The organism is Streptomyces sp. NPDC051183, from assembly GCF_040682455.1.
Classification (GTDB): Bacteria; Actinomycetota; Actinomycetes; order Streptomycetales; family Streptomycetaceae; genus Streptomyces.
Genome location: NZ_JBFBBA010000002.1, coordinates 117,425 through 132,867, shown reverse-complemented (window position 1 = coordinate 132,867; position 15,443 = coordinate 117,425). Strand labels below are relative to the sequence as shown.

13 protein-coding genes, 1 tRNA gene and 1 pseudogene are annotated in these 15,443 nt (G+C 71.4%); 4 read left to right on the top strand and 11 right to left on the bottom strand.

The features are described from left to right. Nucleotides 1-49: 49 nt before the first annotated feature. Both AB0M99_RS02555 and AB0M99_RS02550 read right to left on the bottom strand, forming a co-directional pair. Nucleotides 50-724 carry a TetR/AcrR family transcriptional regulator gene (locus AB0M99_RS02555; protein WP_365916735.1) on the bottom strand — a complete coding sequence of 225 codons (675 nt, stop codon included), beginning with the start codon at nucleotides 722-724 and terminating at the stop codon, nucleotides 50-52. Then, nucleotides 721-1,701: an acyl-CoA desaturase gene (locus AB0M99_RS02550; protein WP_365916733.1), complete on the bottom strand. Its 981-nt coding sequence runs from the start codon at nucleotides 1,699-1,701 to the stop codon at nucleotides 721-723. Before AB0M99_RS02550 ends, AB0M99_RS02555 begins: the two co-directional genes overlap by 4 nt. Nucleotides 1,702-2,019: 318 nt before the next feature. Here AB0M99_RS02550 and ppc point away from each other — a divergent pair, with 318 nt between their 5' ends. Then, nucleotides 2,020-4,770 carry a phosphoenolpyruvate carboxylase gene (ppc, locus tag AB0M99_RS02545; protein WP_365916731.1) on the top strand — a complete coding sequence of 917 codons (2,751 nt, stop codon included), beginning with the start codon at nucleotides 2,020-2,022 and terminating at the stop codon, nucleotides 4,768-4,770. Nucleotides 4,771-4,844: 74 nt separating this feature from the next. On the opposite strand, the gene AB0M99_RS02540 is transcribed toward ppc, so the two are convergent. The 7 genes from AB0M99_RS02540 to AB0M99_RS02510 form a co-directional block, all read right to left on the bottom strand. Beyond that, the gene (locus AB0M99_RS02540; RefSeq protein ID WP_365916906.1) at nucleotides 4,845-4,961 is read right to left on the bottom strand and encodes an LPXTG cell wall anchor domain-containing protein; all 117 of its coding nucleotides are present in this window, start codon (nucleotides 4,959-4,961) and stop codon (nucleotides 4,845-4,847) included. 256 nt (nucleotides 4,962-5,217) lie between these two features. Continuing rightward, nucleotides 5,218-5,814, bottom strand: a complete 597-nt coding sequence (pth, locus tag AB0M99_RS02535; RefSeq protein ID WP_365916729.1) for an aminoacyl-tRNA hydrolase — start codon at nucleotides 5,812-5,814, stop codon at nucleotides 5,218-5,220. Nucleotides 5,815-5,905: 91 nt separating this feature from the next. Beyond that, complete coding sequence (locus AB0M99_RS02530; RefSeq protein ID WP_365916727.1) at nucleotides 5,906-6,487, bottom strand: 50S ribosomal protein L25/general stress protein Ctc; 582 nt, start codon at nucleotides 6,485-6,487, stop codon at nucleotides 5,906-5,908. Nucleotides 6,488-6,652: 165 nt separating this feature from the next. Beyond that, nucleotides 6,653-7,630: a ribose-phosphate diphosphokinase gene (locus AB0M99_RS02525; RefSeq protein ID WP_053679484.1), complete on the bottom strand. Its 978-nt coding sequence runs from the start codon at nucleotides 7,628-7,630 to the stop codon at nucleotides 6,653-6,655. Between the two features lie 133 nt (nucleotides 7,631-7,763). Then, on the bottom strand, nucleotides 7,764-9,209 hold the full coding sequence (gene glmU, locus AB0M99_RS02520; RefSeq protein ID WP_365916725.1) for a bifunctional UDP-N-acetylglucosamine diphosphorylase/glucosamine-1-phosphate N-acetyltransferase GlmU: 1,446 nt from the start codon (nucleotides 9,207-9,209) through the stop codon (nucleotides 7,764-7,766). Between the two features lie 107 nt (nucleotides 9,210-9,316). Continuing rightward, nucleotides 9,317-9,396, bottom strand: a tRNA-Gln gene (locus tag AB0M99_RS02515). Nucleotides 9,397-9,411: 15 nt separating this feature from the next. After that, nucleotides 9,412-10,305: a hypothetical protein gene (locus AB0M99_RS02510; RefSeq protein ID WP_365916723.1), complete on the bottom strand. Its 894-nt coding sequence runs from the start codon at nucleotides 10,303-10,305 to the stop codon at nucleotides 9,412-9,414. A 131-nt stretch (nucleotides 10,306-10,436) separates the two neighbouring features. On the opposite strand from AB0M99_RS02510, the gene AB0M99_RS02505 reads away from it, so the two are divergent. After that, on the top strand, nucleotides 10,437-11,687 hold the full coding sequence (locus AB0M99_RS02505; protein WP_365916721.1) for a histidine kinase: 1,251 nt from the start codon (nucleotides 10,437-10,439) through the stop codon (nucleotides 11,685-11,687). A 319-nt stretch (nucleotides 11,688-12,006) separates the two neighbouring features. Here AB0M99_RS02505 and AB0M99_RS02500 read toward each other — a convergent pair whose 3' ends face one another. Both AB0M99_RS02500 and AB0M99_RS02495 read right to left on the bottom strand, forming a co-directional pair. Beyond that, nucleotides 12,007-12,516, bottom strand: coding sequence for an SUKH-3 domain-containing protein (locus tag AB0M99_RS02500; protein ID WP_365916718.1), 510 nt, complete (start codon nucleotides 12,514-12,516; stop codon nucleotides 12,007-12,009). Nucleotides 12,517-12,521: 5 nt separating this feature from the next. Continuing rightward, on the bottom strand, nucleotides 12,522-13,148 hold the full coding sequence (locus tag AB0M99_RS02495; protein WP_365916716.1) for a YwqJ-related putative deaminase: 627 nt from the start codon (nucleotides 13,146-13,148) through the stop codon (nucleotides 12,522-12,524). 230 nt (nucleotides 13,149-13,378) lie between these two features. On the opposite strand from AB0M99_RS02495, the gene AB0M99_RS02490 reads away from it, so the two are divergent. Then, complete coding sequence (locus AB0M99_RS02490) at nucleotides 13,379-14,380, top strand: SMI1/KNR4 family protein (protein ID WP_365916714.1); 1,002 nt, start codon at nucleotides 13,379-13,381, stop codon at nucleotides 14,378-14,380. A 7-nt stretch (nucleotides 14,381-14,387) separates the two neighbouring features. After that, nucleotides 14,388-15,443 (top strand): annotated as a pseudogene (locus AB0M99_RS02485) (hypothetical protein); the annotation flags it as partial.

The following is a 15,443-nucleotide window of genomic DNA, read 5'->3' as shown; positions in this document are numbered from 1 at the left end:
CGGACCGGGTGACGGGGCGCCGTCGCGTACACACCCGCTCGTACGGGCCTCAGCTCTTGCGGTGGCCCACCAGCCGCGGCTTGGACTCCAGCCCGTCCAGCCCGTGCCAGGCCAGGTTCACCAGATGCGCGGCGACCTCCGCCTTCTTCGGCTTGCGGACGTCCAGCCACCACTGCCCGGTCAGCGCCACCATCCCGACCAGCGCCTGCGCGTACAGCGGCGCCAGCTTCGGGTCGAAGCCCCGCGCCTTGAACTCCAGGCCCAGGATGTCCTCGACCTGCGTGGCGATGTCGCTGATCAGCGAGGCGAAGGTGCCCGTGGACTGGGCGACGGGGGAGTCCCGCACCAGGATCCGGAAACCGTCCGTGTACGACTCGATGTAGTCCAGCAGCGCGAACGCCGCCTGCTCCAGCAGCTCCCGCGGGTGCCCGGCCGTCAGCGCGCCCGTCACACCGTCCAGCAACTGCCGCATCTCCCGGTCCACGACGACCGCGTACAGACCCTCCTTGCCGCCGAAGTGCTCGTACACCACCGGCTTGGACACCCCGGCCTTCGCCGCGATCTCCTCCACCGAGGTGCCCTCGAAGCCCTTCTCGGCGAACAGGGTCCGACCGATGTCCAGCAGTTGCTGGCGCCGTTCGGCGCCCGTCATCCGAACCCGGCGGCCGCGCCTGGGCTTGTCGCTGCTGGAGGTACCGCCGTCGATCGCCACGCCCCCCATCATGCCGCGTTCGACTCGTTTTCCCTGCGCCGGGCGTCGATGCGGGCCGCGGACGGCCACCGCACGTCGGAGGCCCAGCCGGCCTGCTCGAACCAACGGATCAGCCGCGCACTGGAGTCGACCTGGCCGCGCAGCACACCGTGACGCGCCGAGGTCGGGTCCGCGTGGTGCAGGTTGTGCCAGGACTCCCCGCACGACAGCACCGCGAGCCACCACACGTTGCCGGAGCGGTCACGCGACTTGAACGGCCGCTTGCCCACCGCGTGGCAGATCGAATTGATGGACCACGTCACGTGGTGCAGCAGCGCGACCCGCACCAGGGAACCCCAGAAGAACGCCGTGAACGCGCCCCACCAGGACATCGTCACCAGACCGCCCACCAGCGGCGGGATCGCCAGCGACAGCATCGTCCAGAAGATGAAGTCCCGCGAGATCCGCCGGATCGCCGGGTCCTTGACCAGATCCGGGGCGTACTTCTGCTGATCGGTCTGCTCCTCGTCGAAGAGCCAGCCGATGTGCGCCCACCACAGACCCTTCACCAGCGCCGGGAGCGTCTCCCCGAACCGCCACGGCGAATGCGGGTCGCCCTCGTGGTCGGAGTACTTGTGGTGCTTGCGGTGGTCGGCCACCCAGCGCACCAGCGGCCCCTCCACCGCCATCGACCCCATCACGGCCAGCACGATCCGCAGCGGGCGCTTCGCCTTGAAGGAACCGTGCGTGAAGTAGCGGTGGAAGCCGATGGTGATCCCGTGGCAGGCCAGGAAGTACATGAACACCATCAGGCCGAGGTCCAGCCAGCTCACCCCCCAACCCCAGGCCAGCGGGATCGCCGCCAGCAGCGCCAGGAAGGGAACGGTGATGAACAGCAGGAGCGCGATCTGCTCGATGGACCGCTTGTTCTCGCCGCCGAGGGTCGCGGACGACTCCGGCGAATCGGAGGGCGCGGAGGCACCCTCGATCAAATCGGGGCTGGTGGTCATGGGCGTTTTTTCCCCTGGGGGTGAGGTCGGCAGGCGTCGGATCACGGACCCTACGGACCCGTAACCTACGGCAACGTAAGTATGGCAAAGCTCCGCCCCGCGGCAAGGGGAGCACGACCGCGACCCCGCCGACAGGGCCGCCCTCCGTCCGCCTGGTGACACGTATACCGAGGCACGAGGACGGGACACCTATCCTGGTGTCGTCGGACAGCGCGGTCCGCACGGGCAGTCCCGAGCTGCGCATCAGGAGCGGCTACGCCGCGCGCACCCGGGCGCCCACCTCCCAGTAGCGCTCGAACACTGCAAGGAGCCGCACCTGTGAGCAGTGCTGACCAGGCCCCCGCCCGCACCACGGAAGCCGCCGCGAACGCAGAGCTGCGCGCGGACATCCGCCGCCTCGGCGACCTCCTCGGCGAGACCCTCGTACGCCAGGAGGGCCAGGAACTCCTCGACCTCGTCGAACGCGTCCGCGCCCTCACACGCACCGACGGCATCGCAGCCGCCGCGCTGCTCGGCGACACCGACCTGGAGACCGCCGCCAAGCTGGTGCGCGCCTTCTCCACCTACTTCCACCTCGCCAACGTCACCGAGCAGGTGCACCGCGGCAAGGAACTGCGCGCCCACCGGGCCGCCGAAGGCGGGCTCCTCGCCCGCACCGCCGACATGCTCAAGGACGCCGACCCCGAGCACCTGCGCGAGACGGTCAAGAACCTCAACGTCCGCCCCGTCTTCACCGCACACCCCACCGAGGCCGCCCGTCGCAGCGTCCTGAACAAGCTGCGCCGCATCGCCGCCCTGCTGGAGGAGCCCGTCACCGGCGCCGGCGAGCGCCGCCGCCACGACCTGCGGCTCGCCGAGAACATCGACCTCGTCTGGCAGACCGACGAACTGCGCGTGGTCCGTCCCGAGCCCGCCGACGAAGCCCGCAACGCCATCTACTACCTCGACGAGCTGCATGCCGGCGCCGTCGGCGACGTCCTGGAGGACCTCGCCGCCGAGCTCCAGCGCGTCGGCGTCGAGCTGCCCCCCGGCACCCGCCCGCTCACCTTCGGCACCTGGATCGGCGGCGACCGCGACGGCAACCCCAACGTCACCCCCGACGTCACCCGGGACGTGCTGATCCTCCAGCACGAACACGGCATCACCGACGCCCTCGAACTCATCGACTTCCTGCGCGGACTGCTGTCGAACTCCATCCGCTACACCGGAGCCACCGAAGAGCTCCTCTCCTCCCTCCAGGCCGACCTGGAGCGCCTCCCCGAGATCAGCCCGCGCTACAAGCGGCTGAACGCCGAGGAGCCCTACCGCCTCAAGGCCACCTGCATCCGGCAGAAGCTCGTCAACACCCGCGAGCGCCTCGCCAAGGGCATCCCCCACGAAGAGGGCCGCGACTACCTCGGCACCGCCGAACTCCTCACCGACCTCACCCTCATCCAGAGCTCCCTGCGCGAGCACCGCGGCGCACTCTTCGCCGACGGCCGCATGGACCGCACCATCCGCACGCTCGCCGCCTTCGGCCTCCAGCTCGCCACCATGGACGTACGCGAGCACGCCGACGCCCACCACCACGCGCTCGGCCAGCTCTTCGACCGGCTCGGCGAGGAATCCTGGCGCTACGCCGACATGCCCCGCGACTACCGCGGCAAGCTGCTCGCCAAGGAACTGCGCTCGCGCCGCCCCCTGGCCCCCACCCCGGCACCCCTCGACGCCGCCGGGCAGAAGACCCTCGGCGTCTTCGGCGCCATCAAGGACGCCTTCGAGAAGTTCGGCCCCGAGGTCATCGAGTCCTACATCATCTCGATGTGCCAGGGCGCCGACGACGTCTTCGCCGCCGCCGTCCTGGCCCGCGAAGCCGGACTCATCGACCTGCACGCCGGCTGGGCCAAGATCGGCATCGTCCCGCTCCTGGAGACCACCGACGAGCTGCGCGCCGCCGACGTCATTCTCGACGAGATGCTCGCCGACCCCTCCTACCGGCGCCTGGTCTCCCTGCGCGGCGACGTCCAGGAGGTCATGCTCGGCTACTCCGACTCCTCCAAGTTCGGCGGCATCACCACCTCCCAGTGGGAGATCCACCGCGCCCAGCGCCGGCTGCGCGACGTCGCCCACCGCTACGGCGTACGCCTGCGCCTCTTCCACGGCCGTGGCGGCACCGTCGGCCGCGGCGGCGGCCCCTCGCACGACGCGATCCTCGCCCAGCCCTGGGGCACTCTGGAGGGCGAGATCAAGGTCACCGAGCAGGGCGAGGTCATCTCCGACAAGTACCTCGTGCCCTCGCTGGCCCGCGAGAACCTCGAACTGACCGTCGCGGCGACCCTGCAGGCCTCGGCCCTGCACACCTCCCCGCGCCAGTCCGAGGACGACCTGGCCCGCTGGGACGCGGGCATGGACATCGTCTCCGACGCCGCCCACGCCGCGTACCGGGAACTCGTCGAGGACCCGGACCTGCCGGCGTACTTCTTCGCCGCCACCCCGGTCGACCAGCTCGCCGACCTGCACCTCGGCTCGCGCCCCTCGCGCCGCCCCGACTCCGGCGCCGGCCTCGACGGCCTGCGCGCCATCCCCTGGGTGTTCGGCTGGACCCAGTCCCGCCAGATCGTCCCCGGCTGGTACGGAGTCGGCTCGGGCCTCAAGGCCCTGCGCGAAGCCGGCCAGGGCGACTCGCTCACCGAGATGGGCAAGCGCTGGCACTTCTTCCGCAACTTCCTGTCCAACGTCGAGATGACACTGGCCAAGACCGACCTGCGGATCGCCCGCCACTACGTCGACACCCTCGTGCCCGAGAACCTCAAGCACGTCTTCGCCCGGATCGAGGCCGAGCACGAGCTCACCGTCCGCGAGGTCCTGCGCATCACCGGCGGCGAGAAGCTCCTGGACTCCAACCCGGTCCTCCAGCAGACCTTCGCCGTCCGCGACGCCTACCTGGACCCGATCTCCTACCTCCAGGTCTCCCTGCTGGCCCGCCAGCGGGCCGCGGCCGAGCGCGGCGAGGAAGCGGACCCGATCCTCTCCCGCGCCCTGCTCCTCACCGTCAACGGCGTCGCCGCCGGCCTGCGCAACACCGGCTGACGGCACGGCGTACGCACGACAGGGCCCCCGCACCACGAAGGTGCGGGGGCCCTGTCGTCGCGGAGCTACGGGGCTCAGCCCGCGGCGCCCGCCTTGCGGCGGCGGGTCACCAGCACGGCGCCCGCACCGATCAGCGCGGCGGCCATCGCGGCGATCAGGCCGACCGGGGCGTCGGAACCGGTCTTCGCCAGGTCACCCCCACCGGTGGAACCGCCCGTCGCGGGGGCCGAACCGGCCGGAGCCGGGGAAGAGGCCGAGCCGGACGGCGACGCGCTCGGCGAAACCGAGGCGGAGGTGCTGGCCGAAACCGAGGCCGAGGGGGAGGCCGACGCGCCGGCGCTCAGCTTCGTGACAGTGCGCCGCCCCGGTCAAGAGGTACTCGTCAGTATTCGTACGGCCTTGGGGGCTCGTGATCGGGTTTGTCCGAAGTGGCGATCGGCACACCGGTCAGGAGTTGTACGCCGACTGGGCGCGCTCCAGACCCTCCGTGATCAGGCATTCCACGGAGTCGGCCGCCCGGTCCACGAACCACTCCAGCTCCTTGCGCTCCGTGGAGGAGAAGTCCTTCAGCACGAAGTCCGCCACCTGCATGCGGCCCGGCGGACGGCCGATGCCGCACCGGACCCGGTGGTAGTCCGGACCCATCGACTTCGTCATCGACTTCAGCCCGTTGTGGCCGTTGTCCCCGCCGCCCAGCTTCAGGCGCAGCGTCGGGTAGTCGATGTCCAGCTCGTCATGGACCGCCACGATCCGGTCCAGCGGCACCTTGTAGAAATCGCGCAGTGCCGTCACCGGGCCGCCGGACAGGTTCATGAAGGACATCGGCTTGGCCAGCACCACCCGGCGGTTCGCGGGGCCGGGCGGGCCGATGCGCCCCTCCACCACCTGCGCACGGGCCTTGTGCGCCTTGAACTTCCCGCGCATCCGCTCCGCCAGCAGGTCCGCCACCATGAACCCGATGTTGTGGCGGTTGCCCGCGTACTCCGGCCCGGGGTTCCCGAGACCGACGATCAGCCAGGGCGCCGCGTCGTCCGCGTCCGACATCAAAAGCTCCTTATACGAGAACGACCGCCGTCCCGCTCCAGTGGAGCCGGACGGCGGTCGGTCAGCAAGTGCTGAGGGGGAAGGGCGAGGCTCAGGCCTCGGCGCCCTCTTCCTCGGCGGCCGGCTCCTCGGCCTGCGGGGCGACGACCTGCAGGACGGCGATGTCACCGTCGACGGCCAGCGTGGTGCCGGCCGGCAGGACCAGGTCCTTGGCGTGGATGGTGGCGCCGGCCTCGAGGCCCGCGATGGAGACGGTGACCTCGGTCGGGATGTGGGTGGCCTCGGCCTCGACGGAGATGGTGTTCTGGAGGGTCTCCAGCATGTTGCCGCCGGCGGCCAGCTCGCCCTCGGTGACGATCGCGACGTCGACGGTGACCTTCTCGCCCTTCTTGACGATCAGGTAGTCGACGTGCGAGATGGAGCGCTTCAGCGGGTGCTTCTGCACGGCCTTCGGGATGACCAGCTCGGTGCCGTCGCCCGCGATGTCCAGGGTGATCAGCACGTTCGGGGTGCGGAGCGCCAGCTGCAGGCCGTGGCCCTCGACGTTGACGTGCTTCGGGTCCTGGCCGTGGCCGTAGATGACACCGGGAACCAGCGCGTCGCGACGGGCCTGGCGGGCGGAGCCCTTGCCGAAGGTGGTGCGGAGCTGGGCGGAAAGCTTGACCTCGGACATGCTCACTCCTCGTGGGGTGACGGAAAACGGACGAGTCACCCGGCCGGAACGGCCTGCTACGAAGAGCGCGTCGATAACGGAGAGCCGGTACCCAAAAGGTACGGCCTCCCTCGCCGAGCAACTCGCAGAGTCTACCCGGCGGGGAGGCCGTACTTCAAAAGGATCTTACTGCTGCTCTTCGAACAGGCTGGTGACCGAACCGTCCTCGAACACCTCGCGCACCGCGCGGGCGATCATCGGGGCGATCGACAGGACCGTGATCTTGTCGAGCTCCAGGTCGGACGGGTCCGGCAGGGTGTTCGTGAACACGAACTCGCTGACCTTGGAGTTCTTCAGGCGGTCGGCCGCCGGGCCCGACAGGATGCCGTGCGTGGCCGTCACGATGACGTCCTCCGCGCCGTGCGCGAAGAGCGCGTCGGCGGCGGCGCAGATGGTGCCACCGGTGTCGATCATGTCGTCGACCAGGACGCAGACGCGGCCCTTGACCTCACCGACGACCTCGTGGACGGTCACCTGGTTGGCGACGTCCTTGTCACGGCGCTTGTGCACGATGGCCAGCGGCGCGTCCAGGCGGTCGCACCAGCGGTCGGCCACGCGCACGCGGCCGGCGTCCGGGGAGACGATCGTCAGCTTGGTGCGGTCCACCTTGGCGCCGACGTAGTCCGCGAGGACCGTCAGGGCCGAGAGGTGGTCCACCGGGCCGTCGAAGAAGCCCTGGATCTGGTCCGTGTGCAGGTCGACCGTGAGGATGCGGTCGGCACCCGCGGTCTTCAGCAGGTCCGCGACCAGACGCGCCGAGATCGGCTCGCGGCCCTTGTGCTTCTTGTCCTGGCGGGCGTACCCGTAGGACGGGACGATCACGGTGATGGAGCGCGCCGACGCGCGCTTGAGCGCGTCGATCATGATCAGCTGCTCCATGATCCACTTGTTGATCGGAGCCGTGTGGCTCTGGATCAGGAAGCAGTCCGCGCCACGAGCCGACTCCTGGAAGCGGACGTAGATCTCACCGTTCGCGAAATCGAAAGCCTTGGTCGGCACGAGGCCGACTCCCAGCTGGTGTGCGACCTCCTCGGCCAGCTCGGGGTGGGCGCGGCCGGAGAAGAGCATGAGCTTCTTCTCGCCGGTCGTCTTGATCCCGGTCACAGCACTGTCTCCTCAGACGTGGGAAAGCTGCTCGCCCCCATGTGCGTCCGTCCCGCACACGGTGAGCCAGCCGAATTGCGTGCACCTATCACGGTACGCCGTCTCCGGCGTACCCGTTTCCGGTCAGTTCACCTCAGCGTTCGCCGGAGTCCTCGTGGACCGCCGACTGAGCCGCCGTCGCGGCGGCACTTCCCGGACGCTTGCGGGCCACCCAGCCCTCGATATTCCGCTGCTGGCCACGGGCCACGGCCAGCGCGCCGGGCGGCACATCCTTCGTGATCACCGAGCCGGCGGCCGTGTAGGCGCCGTCCCCGATGGTGACGGGAGCCACAAACATGTTGTCCGAGCCCGTCTTGCAGTGTGAGCCGACGGTCGTGTGGTGCTTGTGCTCGCCGTCGTAGTTCACGAAGACGCTCGCCGCACCGATGTTCGTGTACTCGCCGATCGTCGCGTCGCCCACGTACGACAGGTGGGGCACCTTGGTGCCCTCGCCGATCGTCGCGTTCTTCATCTCCACGTACGTGCCGGCCTTGGACTTGGCTCCCAGGTTCGTCCCCGGACGCAGGTACGCGAAGGGCCCGACCGACGCCGACTCGCCGATCACGGCGTTGTCGGCCACCGTGTTGACCACGGTGGCGCGCGGCCCGACGCGGGTGTCCTTCAGGCGGCTGTTCGGGCCGACCTCGGCCCCTTCGCCGATGTGGGTCGCGCCGAGGAGCTGGGTGCCCGGGTGCACGACGGCGTCCTGGCCGAAGGTGACCGTCACGTCGACGAGCGTGCTGGCCGGGTCGACGACCGTCACGCCCGCGAGCATCGCGCGCTCCAGCAGGCGTGCGTTGAGCAGCGCGCGGGCCTCGGCGAGCTGGACGCGGTTGTTGATGCCGAGGATCTGGCGGTGGTCGGCGCCGACGGCCGCGCCGACGCGGTGGCCGGCCTCGCGCAGGATGCCGAGTACGTCCGTGAGGTACTCCTCGCCCTGGCTGTTGTCGGTGCGGACCTTGCCGAGGGCCTCGCTCAGCAGGCTGCCGTCGAAGGCGAAGACCCCGGAGTTGATCTCGCGGATGGCGCGCTGGGCGTCGGTGGCGTCCTTGTGCTCGACGATGGCGGTGACCGCCCCGTCGGCGGCGCGCACGATGCGTCCGTACCCGGTGGAGTCCGGCACCTCGGCGGTGAGCACGGTGACGGCATTGCCGTCGGCGGCGTGCGTGGCGACGAGGGCGCCGAGGGTCTGCCCGGTGAGCAGCGGGGTGTCGCCGCAGACGACCACGACGGTGCCGTCGACGGTGCCGCCGAGCTCTTCGAGAGCCATGCGGACGGCGTGCCCGGTGCCGTTCTGCTCGTGCTGGACGGCGGTGCGGACCTCGGCGTCGATCCCGGCGAGGTGCGCGACGACCTGGTCGCGGGCGTGTCCGACGACGACGACCAGGTGGGAGGGGTCCAGCTCACGGGAGGCGGCGACGACGTGACCGACGAGCGAGCGCCCGCTGATCTCGTGCAGAACCTTGGGTGTGGCCGACTTCATGCGGGTGCCTTCACCCGCTGCGAGTACGACGACGGCTGCCGGGCGGTTGGCGCTCACGGGTGTGCCCTTCGGCTTCGGGTGGTGGACCCGTGAAGGATACCGGTGGGTCGCACGCCGAAAACGAAGCCGGGTCCCGACCGTGGCGGTCAGGACCCGAACTTGATTGGCTCCCGGGGCAGGAGTCGAACCTGCGTCGTACCCAGATTCAAAGTCTGGTCGCCCCTACCGACAGAGCAACCCGGGATTGGCCGCCGTCAGCCTACGCGTTTCTGCGGCGCGCCTCCACTGCCATGCGTGACCACCACCCCTCGATACGGCAGTAGAGATCGGCGCTGTCCAGTACTCCGATCACCAGGCAACCCCGGTAGTCCTCGCCGACGTTCTTGCGGACCGTCTTCGGGTTGTGCCTCTTCACGGTCGTCCTCTGGAGCTCACAATGATCCACTCGTACCTGGTCAGCCCAGTAATGCTCGGCACCGGTGACGTCTGCCGTCTCGTGGATCATCACGCGGTACCGGATGCGATGGGGGGTCACCCCGAGGAGTTCCAGCCAGGCGAGGAAGAGGTGGATCATGTCCGAATCGCTGTTGACGAAGATCACTCGCTCGCGCCGGGCGTACGACTTGCTCTTCTGGCCTTCCGCCCAATAGAGGCCGACGCCGACGAGGAAGAGCTCGCGGTCGGTCATGGTGCCGACCTCGTCATGTGCGGACTTCTTGGTTGCCTGGCGGGCATCGTCCTGGGACTGGCGCAGCTTTTTCAACCCGGCATTCATGAGGGCCCGATGCTGCTCCTCCGTGTAGCGGGGCTGCGGTTTCGGGAGGTCGCGGACCCAGAGGGAGATGGAGCTCTTCGAGCAGCCGAGCTCGACTTGGATCTCGTCGTAGGTCATCCCCTCGAGGCGGAGCTCGCGAGCGCGTTCGCGGAGGTCGTCCTTCGCGTTCGGACGCTTCGTCCATTCGGGTGGGGGCTCGCCCTTCACCAGAGCGTTGAGGATGTTGTTGTTGTGGACGCCGAGGCGGTCACGGATCTGGCGCAGGCTGAGGCCCTCGCGTCGCAAGACGATGGCCTGCTCGCGTAGGGATTCGAAGGTCGCGGTTCCGGAGCGGAGGCCGCCGGTGCCGTCGCCGGGGCGACGTGGGATTTCGGTCATGTCGCCAATATCGTCCGGAATGCGAGATTCAGGTCTCGCCGAATGGTCTATTCAGTCGTATGTGCGATTACCCCGGGTTTACCGGAATTTCGGTCGCGGCTGTGCAGGCACCCCTGCGTACGCTGGTCGGCATGACCGGTACGGGGGAAGAGCAAGGGGCAGGGCGGGACGGGCCACTGTGGTGGGAGAGGCGGCGGGGGGCCGCGCTGGACGTGGGGCTCGGCGGGGTCTCCGCCGTCGAGTGCGCCCTGGAGGGGGTGTCGTTCGCCCACGAGGCCGCGGTGCCCGTGGCCGTCGGGGTGCTGTTCGGGATCGTGGTCGGGGCCGCGCTCACGCTGCGGCGGCGCTGGCCGATCGCCGTGGTGCTCATCGGGATCGCGGTCTCGCCGGCCGCCATGGGGTTCCTGCTCGGCGTGGTGGGGCTGTACACGCTCGCCACCTCCGAGGTGCCGCGGCGGATCACCGCCACCCTCACCTCGATGTCGCTGGCCGCGACCTTCGTGGTGATGTACGTGCGGACCCAGGGGGACGTGGAGGCCGACCGCACGCTCGTGATCGTGCTCTCCGTCTTCATCGCGGTGGCGCTGACCGTGCCGCCGGTGCTCCTGGGCCTCTACATAGGGGCCCGCAGGCGGCTCATGGAGAGCCTGCAGGAGCGGGCGGACTCGCTGGAGCGGGAGCTGTCGCTGCTGGCGGACCGCGCGGAGGAGCGGGCCGAGTGGGCCCGTACGGAGGAGCGCACGCGGATCGCGCGGGAGATGCACGACGTAGTGGCGCACCGGGTGTCGCTCATGGTGGTCCATGCGGCGGCGCTGCAGGCGGTGGCGGTCAAGGATCCGGCGAAGGCGGTGAAGAACGCCGCGCTGGTGGGTGACATGGGGCGCCAGGCGCTGACGGAGCTCCGGGAGATGCTCGGGGTGCTGCGGGCCGAGCCGCCCAAGGCGGTTCCGGCGGCGGTGGCGCCCGTGGCGCTCGTGGGGAGTTTCGAGGACGGGCCCTCGCTGGGGGAGCTGGAGGCGCTGGTCGGGCAGTCGCGGGCTGCGGGGATGGCCGTCGAGCTGGACGTCCGGGGCGCGGGGGCTGGGTATCCGGCCGAGGTGGAGCAGACGGCGTACCGGGTGGTGCAGGAGGCGCTGACCAACTGCCACAAGCACGCCCCGGGTGCGAGGGTCGTCGTACGCCTGGCCCATCGCGACGGGGAGGTGGCCATGCAGGTGGAGAACGGGCCGTGCGACGGCAAGGCCGCCGAGCCGGGCCTGCCGAGCGGCGGGAACGGGCTGGTCGGGATGCGCGAGCGGGTGCTCGGCCTGGGCGGGGTGTTCGTGTCCGGGCCGACGGACGAGGGCGGCTTCAAGGTCTCGGCGGTGCTGCCGGTCGGCTAGCCGCGCGTTCGGCCGGGTGTGACCGCCCCGAGCGCGACCGGCGCCCGGCTCGGGATCGGGCCGGGGCCGCGCCTCAATCGCCGGCGGGGCTGGATTGTGGCTGGTGCGATCTCTTGGCGCTCGCAGGGAAATCCAGCCCCGCCGGCGTTTGAGGCGCGGGGGTCCGGGGGCCGGCCCCCGCAGCGGGGCCGCGGCTGCACGGGGCCGCTCCGCCCGTGGCTGCCGCGCAGCGCGGCGGGCGGCGCGCGGGGCCGGGGCTCGGCCGGTACGGGACAGTCCCCGGCAGCGGCAGCGGCAGCGGCGGCGCGGGCCCGGCCCGTCAGGCTGTCGTGAGGCGGATCGGCTGGAGGCCGGTCAGGAGGAGGGTGAGGGCTTCGTCGAGGCCCGCGCCGAGGTACCAGTCGCCGGTGTGGTCGATGCCGTAGACGCGGCCCTCGCGGTCCAGGGCCAGGTGGGAGCCGCCGTCGGCCTCCACGCCCAGCGGGCACAGCTGCGTGGACAGGGCGCGGCCGAGGTCGGCGAAGGTGCGGGCGAGGTGGAGGCCGGTCAGCGGGTCGAGGCGCACCACGGCGGGGGCTATCTGCCGCCCCGGGCCGGGGGCGGTGACCGTGAGGCCGCCGAATTCGGCCCAGGCTTCGACGGCTGCGGGGAAGACGGTGTGCTGGTGTCCGGCCCGGGTGGTGTGGTCCCGGAGCGCGTCGGCCCAGTACTCGGCCTGCTTGATGTCCCAGCGGCCGGGCTCCCAGCCGGCGGTGCGCAGGGCGGAGTCCACGGCGACCGGGAAGCGGGTGGTCGAGGAGCGGTCGTAGGAGGCTGAGGTGGCGGTCATGGCGGCTACTCGGAATGGGAGAGGTCGACGGGGCGTACGCCGAAGTGGGCGAGGAGGGCGTCGCAGGAGCGGCACGGCGGCGCGTAGCTGCCGTGCAGCGGGTCGCCGTCCTCGCGGATGCGGCGGGCGGTGATCTTGGCGTGCTTCAGGGAGCGGCGGGCCTCGCTCGGGGTGAGCGGTTTGCGGGACGCGCGCTTGCTGCGGGCGCCCTCGACGGCGGCGAGGTGGCGGGAGAGCAGGATCGCCTCCGGACATCGGCCGGTGAAGCGTTCCCGCTGGCCGCTGGTGAGGGTGTCGAGGAAGTCCTGGACCAGGGGGTGGAGCACGGGCGGCTGGTCGGCCTTGCCGGCGGTGCCGGTGAGGGTTTCACCGCGTACGGAGAGTGCGGCGGCGACCGTGGGGAGGATGCCGTCGCGGCGGAAGCGGAGCGTGGGCGCGGCGGGGCGGCCGTCGGTGCTGCTCCAGCGCAGGCGGGGGTCACCGGTGGCGGCGCCGGGGTGGCCGGTGGCCGCGCCGAGCGGGCCCGGGGGTCCCGCGGGGCCCGGGGTCGCCGTGGCTGCTGTGGTGCCCGTGCCTCCTGCGCCTCCTGAGGCGGCGTCGGCCGGTTCTGTGCGTGTTGCCGTGTTCTGCATGGTCGCGCTTTCCCTCCCGTGCCCGCGGTGGTCGCCGCTGTCGCGCACGCCCCCGTGCTGCGGGGACAGCCTGTCAAATGTCCCCTGTCGTGTGGAAGCGGGGTCGAATATTCGTATCAATTCGGATCTTCCCGGCCGTCGTGCCGGTGCCCGCCTCGCAGGCGGGTGACGCTCTTGCCGAACCGCATAGGCTGTGGTGAACCAGCCAGATCCAGCAGGGGGCTACCGCCATGACGACAGGTCGGCTCGGGCAGCAGGCCGCGCCACCCAACGCCGCTTACTCGGGGCAGGTCGTGCATTTCCCGGACCCGGTCCGGGCTGCTCGGCATCCCCACGGAGTACGCATCGACGGGGGCGGGCATCCCGACTTCTCCCCGTACGCCCGCGCGGCGGTGGAGATCGCAGACCCGCCGGAGGGCTTCGGCGTGGACGAGCTGCGGCTGACGGACTGCGTCTCCGCGAACGCCGCCATGCAGGCGGCCGGCCACGAACTGTGGGACACCGTCGGTCCGGTGGCGACCCCGCACGGCTGGACCTGGCACCACGTGGCCGGCAGCCGCCGGATGGAGCTGGTCCCGGTCGAGGTGAAGGCGCTGCTGCGGCACCACGCGGGGCTGGCGACGGCGCCCGTGGACCACGACAAGCGCGGTACGCGGCCGTTGCAGGAGGTGCGCCCGGTGCACATGGGGCTGCCGAAGTCGGTGGTCTCGGTGTCCGAGCAGCAGGTGCAGGGCGTCGAGGAGGACCTCGGCTACCGGCTGCCGGAGGCGTACCGCGCCTTCCTGAAGGCGGCGGGCGGCTGCGCGCCGGTGGGCGCGGGCCTCGACGTGGACCTGGGGCTGCTGGTGGACCAGCCGTTCTTCACGGTGCGCGAGGAGGCGGCGGTCAACGACCTCGTCTACGTCAACAAGTGTCTGCGGGACCACCTGACGAAGGACTACCTGTGCGTGGCCTTCGCCCAGGGCGGGCTGCTCGCGGTGAAGGTGAAGGGCGAGGGGATCGGCTCCGTCTGGTTCTCCCCGTACGACGACGCGCGCGACCGGGACGGCTGGTCGGTGCAGGAGCGCGTGGAGCGGCTGTTGCTGCCGTGCGGTGCCGATTTCGATGCCTTCCTTGAGCGGTTGGCGGGTAATCCGCCGGAGCTGGAGACGGTGGCCGGTCTGATGGTGGACGGCGGATTCGCGCGCTCGGTTCCCGTCGCGGGTCCGGCGGCGACGCCGGTGGAGGGGTGACGGCGCGATGGTGACGTTCGCACAGGCGCAGGAGCGCGCCGAAGAGTGGATCAACGGGGACGTGCCCGCCTACCAGCACCGCGAGGTGCGGGTGCGGGAGTTCGGGCTCGGGTTCGTGCTGTGGGCCGAGGACCGCGCGGCGGGCCCGGTCTCGGGCGGGGGCCGGCAGCGGCTGGTCATCGCGCGTGACAGCGGGGAGGTGACGCTGTGGCCCGGGCTGCCGGTGGGTGAGGTGATCCGCCGGTACGAGGAGGAGTACGGGGCCTCGGCCGCGGCCGCGGCTTCGGAGGCCTCGGTCCCGCCGCCGCGGATCGACTCGGAGCAGACCTCGTTCATGCTGAGCCCGCCGGAGTGGTTGCAGGAGGCCGCGGACCGGGCGGGGATCCCGCCGGCCCCGACCCCGGCCCCGGCTGCGGCGCCCGCGCCGGCATCCGTGCCGGCTGCGGCCCCTGTTCCGGAGCCGGTCGCCGGGGCTCCGGCTCCCGCGGTGGTTGCCGCCGCCGACGGTGCGGCCGAGGCGGCCGGGCCGGCGCCGGTGCCGCTGCGTCGCGGGGGCGAGATCCCGTACGAGCCGACCGCCAACGACGGGGTGCCGGCCGGGGCCACGCCGTGGGCCGGGACCGATGTGAACTCCGGCGCGGACGACGTGTCCGTACCGCTGCCCGCGACGGTGTTCGCGCCGCCGCTGTCCGGTTCCGACCTGGAGGACGCGCCGCGCCCCGGGGTGGCCCCGGAGGCGAAGACGACCCTGATGGCGGGCGGCAGCCAGCTGCCGAAGACCGCCGTATCGCCGGCGCTGAGCGGCGACATCGCCGACGCGCCGACGAGCAAGGCCCAGGTCGGCCGCCCGGGCCCGGCTGCCCAGCCGGCGCCCCCCGGCCCGCCCGTTGCTGCCCCGGCCCCGGCTCCGGCTCCGGCTCCGGCTCCCGGTGTGTCCGGCGCACCCCACCCGCCCGCGCCCCCCGGTTCGCCGGGTTCGCTCGGTGGTGGGCTGGACCATGCTGCGACGATGCTGGCGGGTCCTGCCGTTACGGGTCAGCCGCCCGCGCCTCCGGGTCCGCCC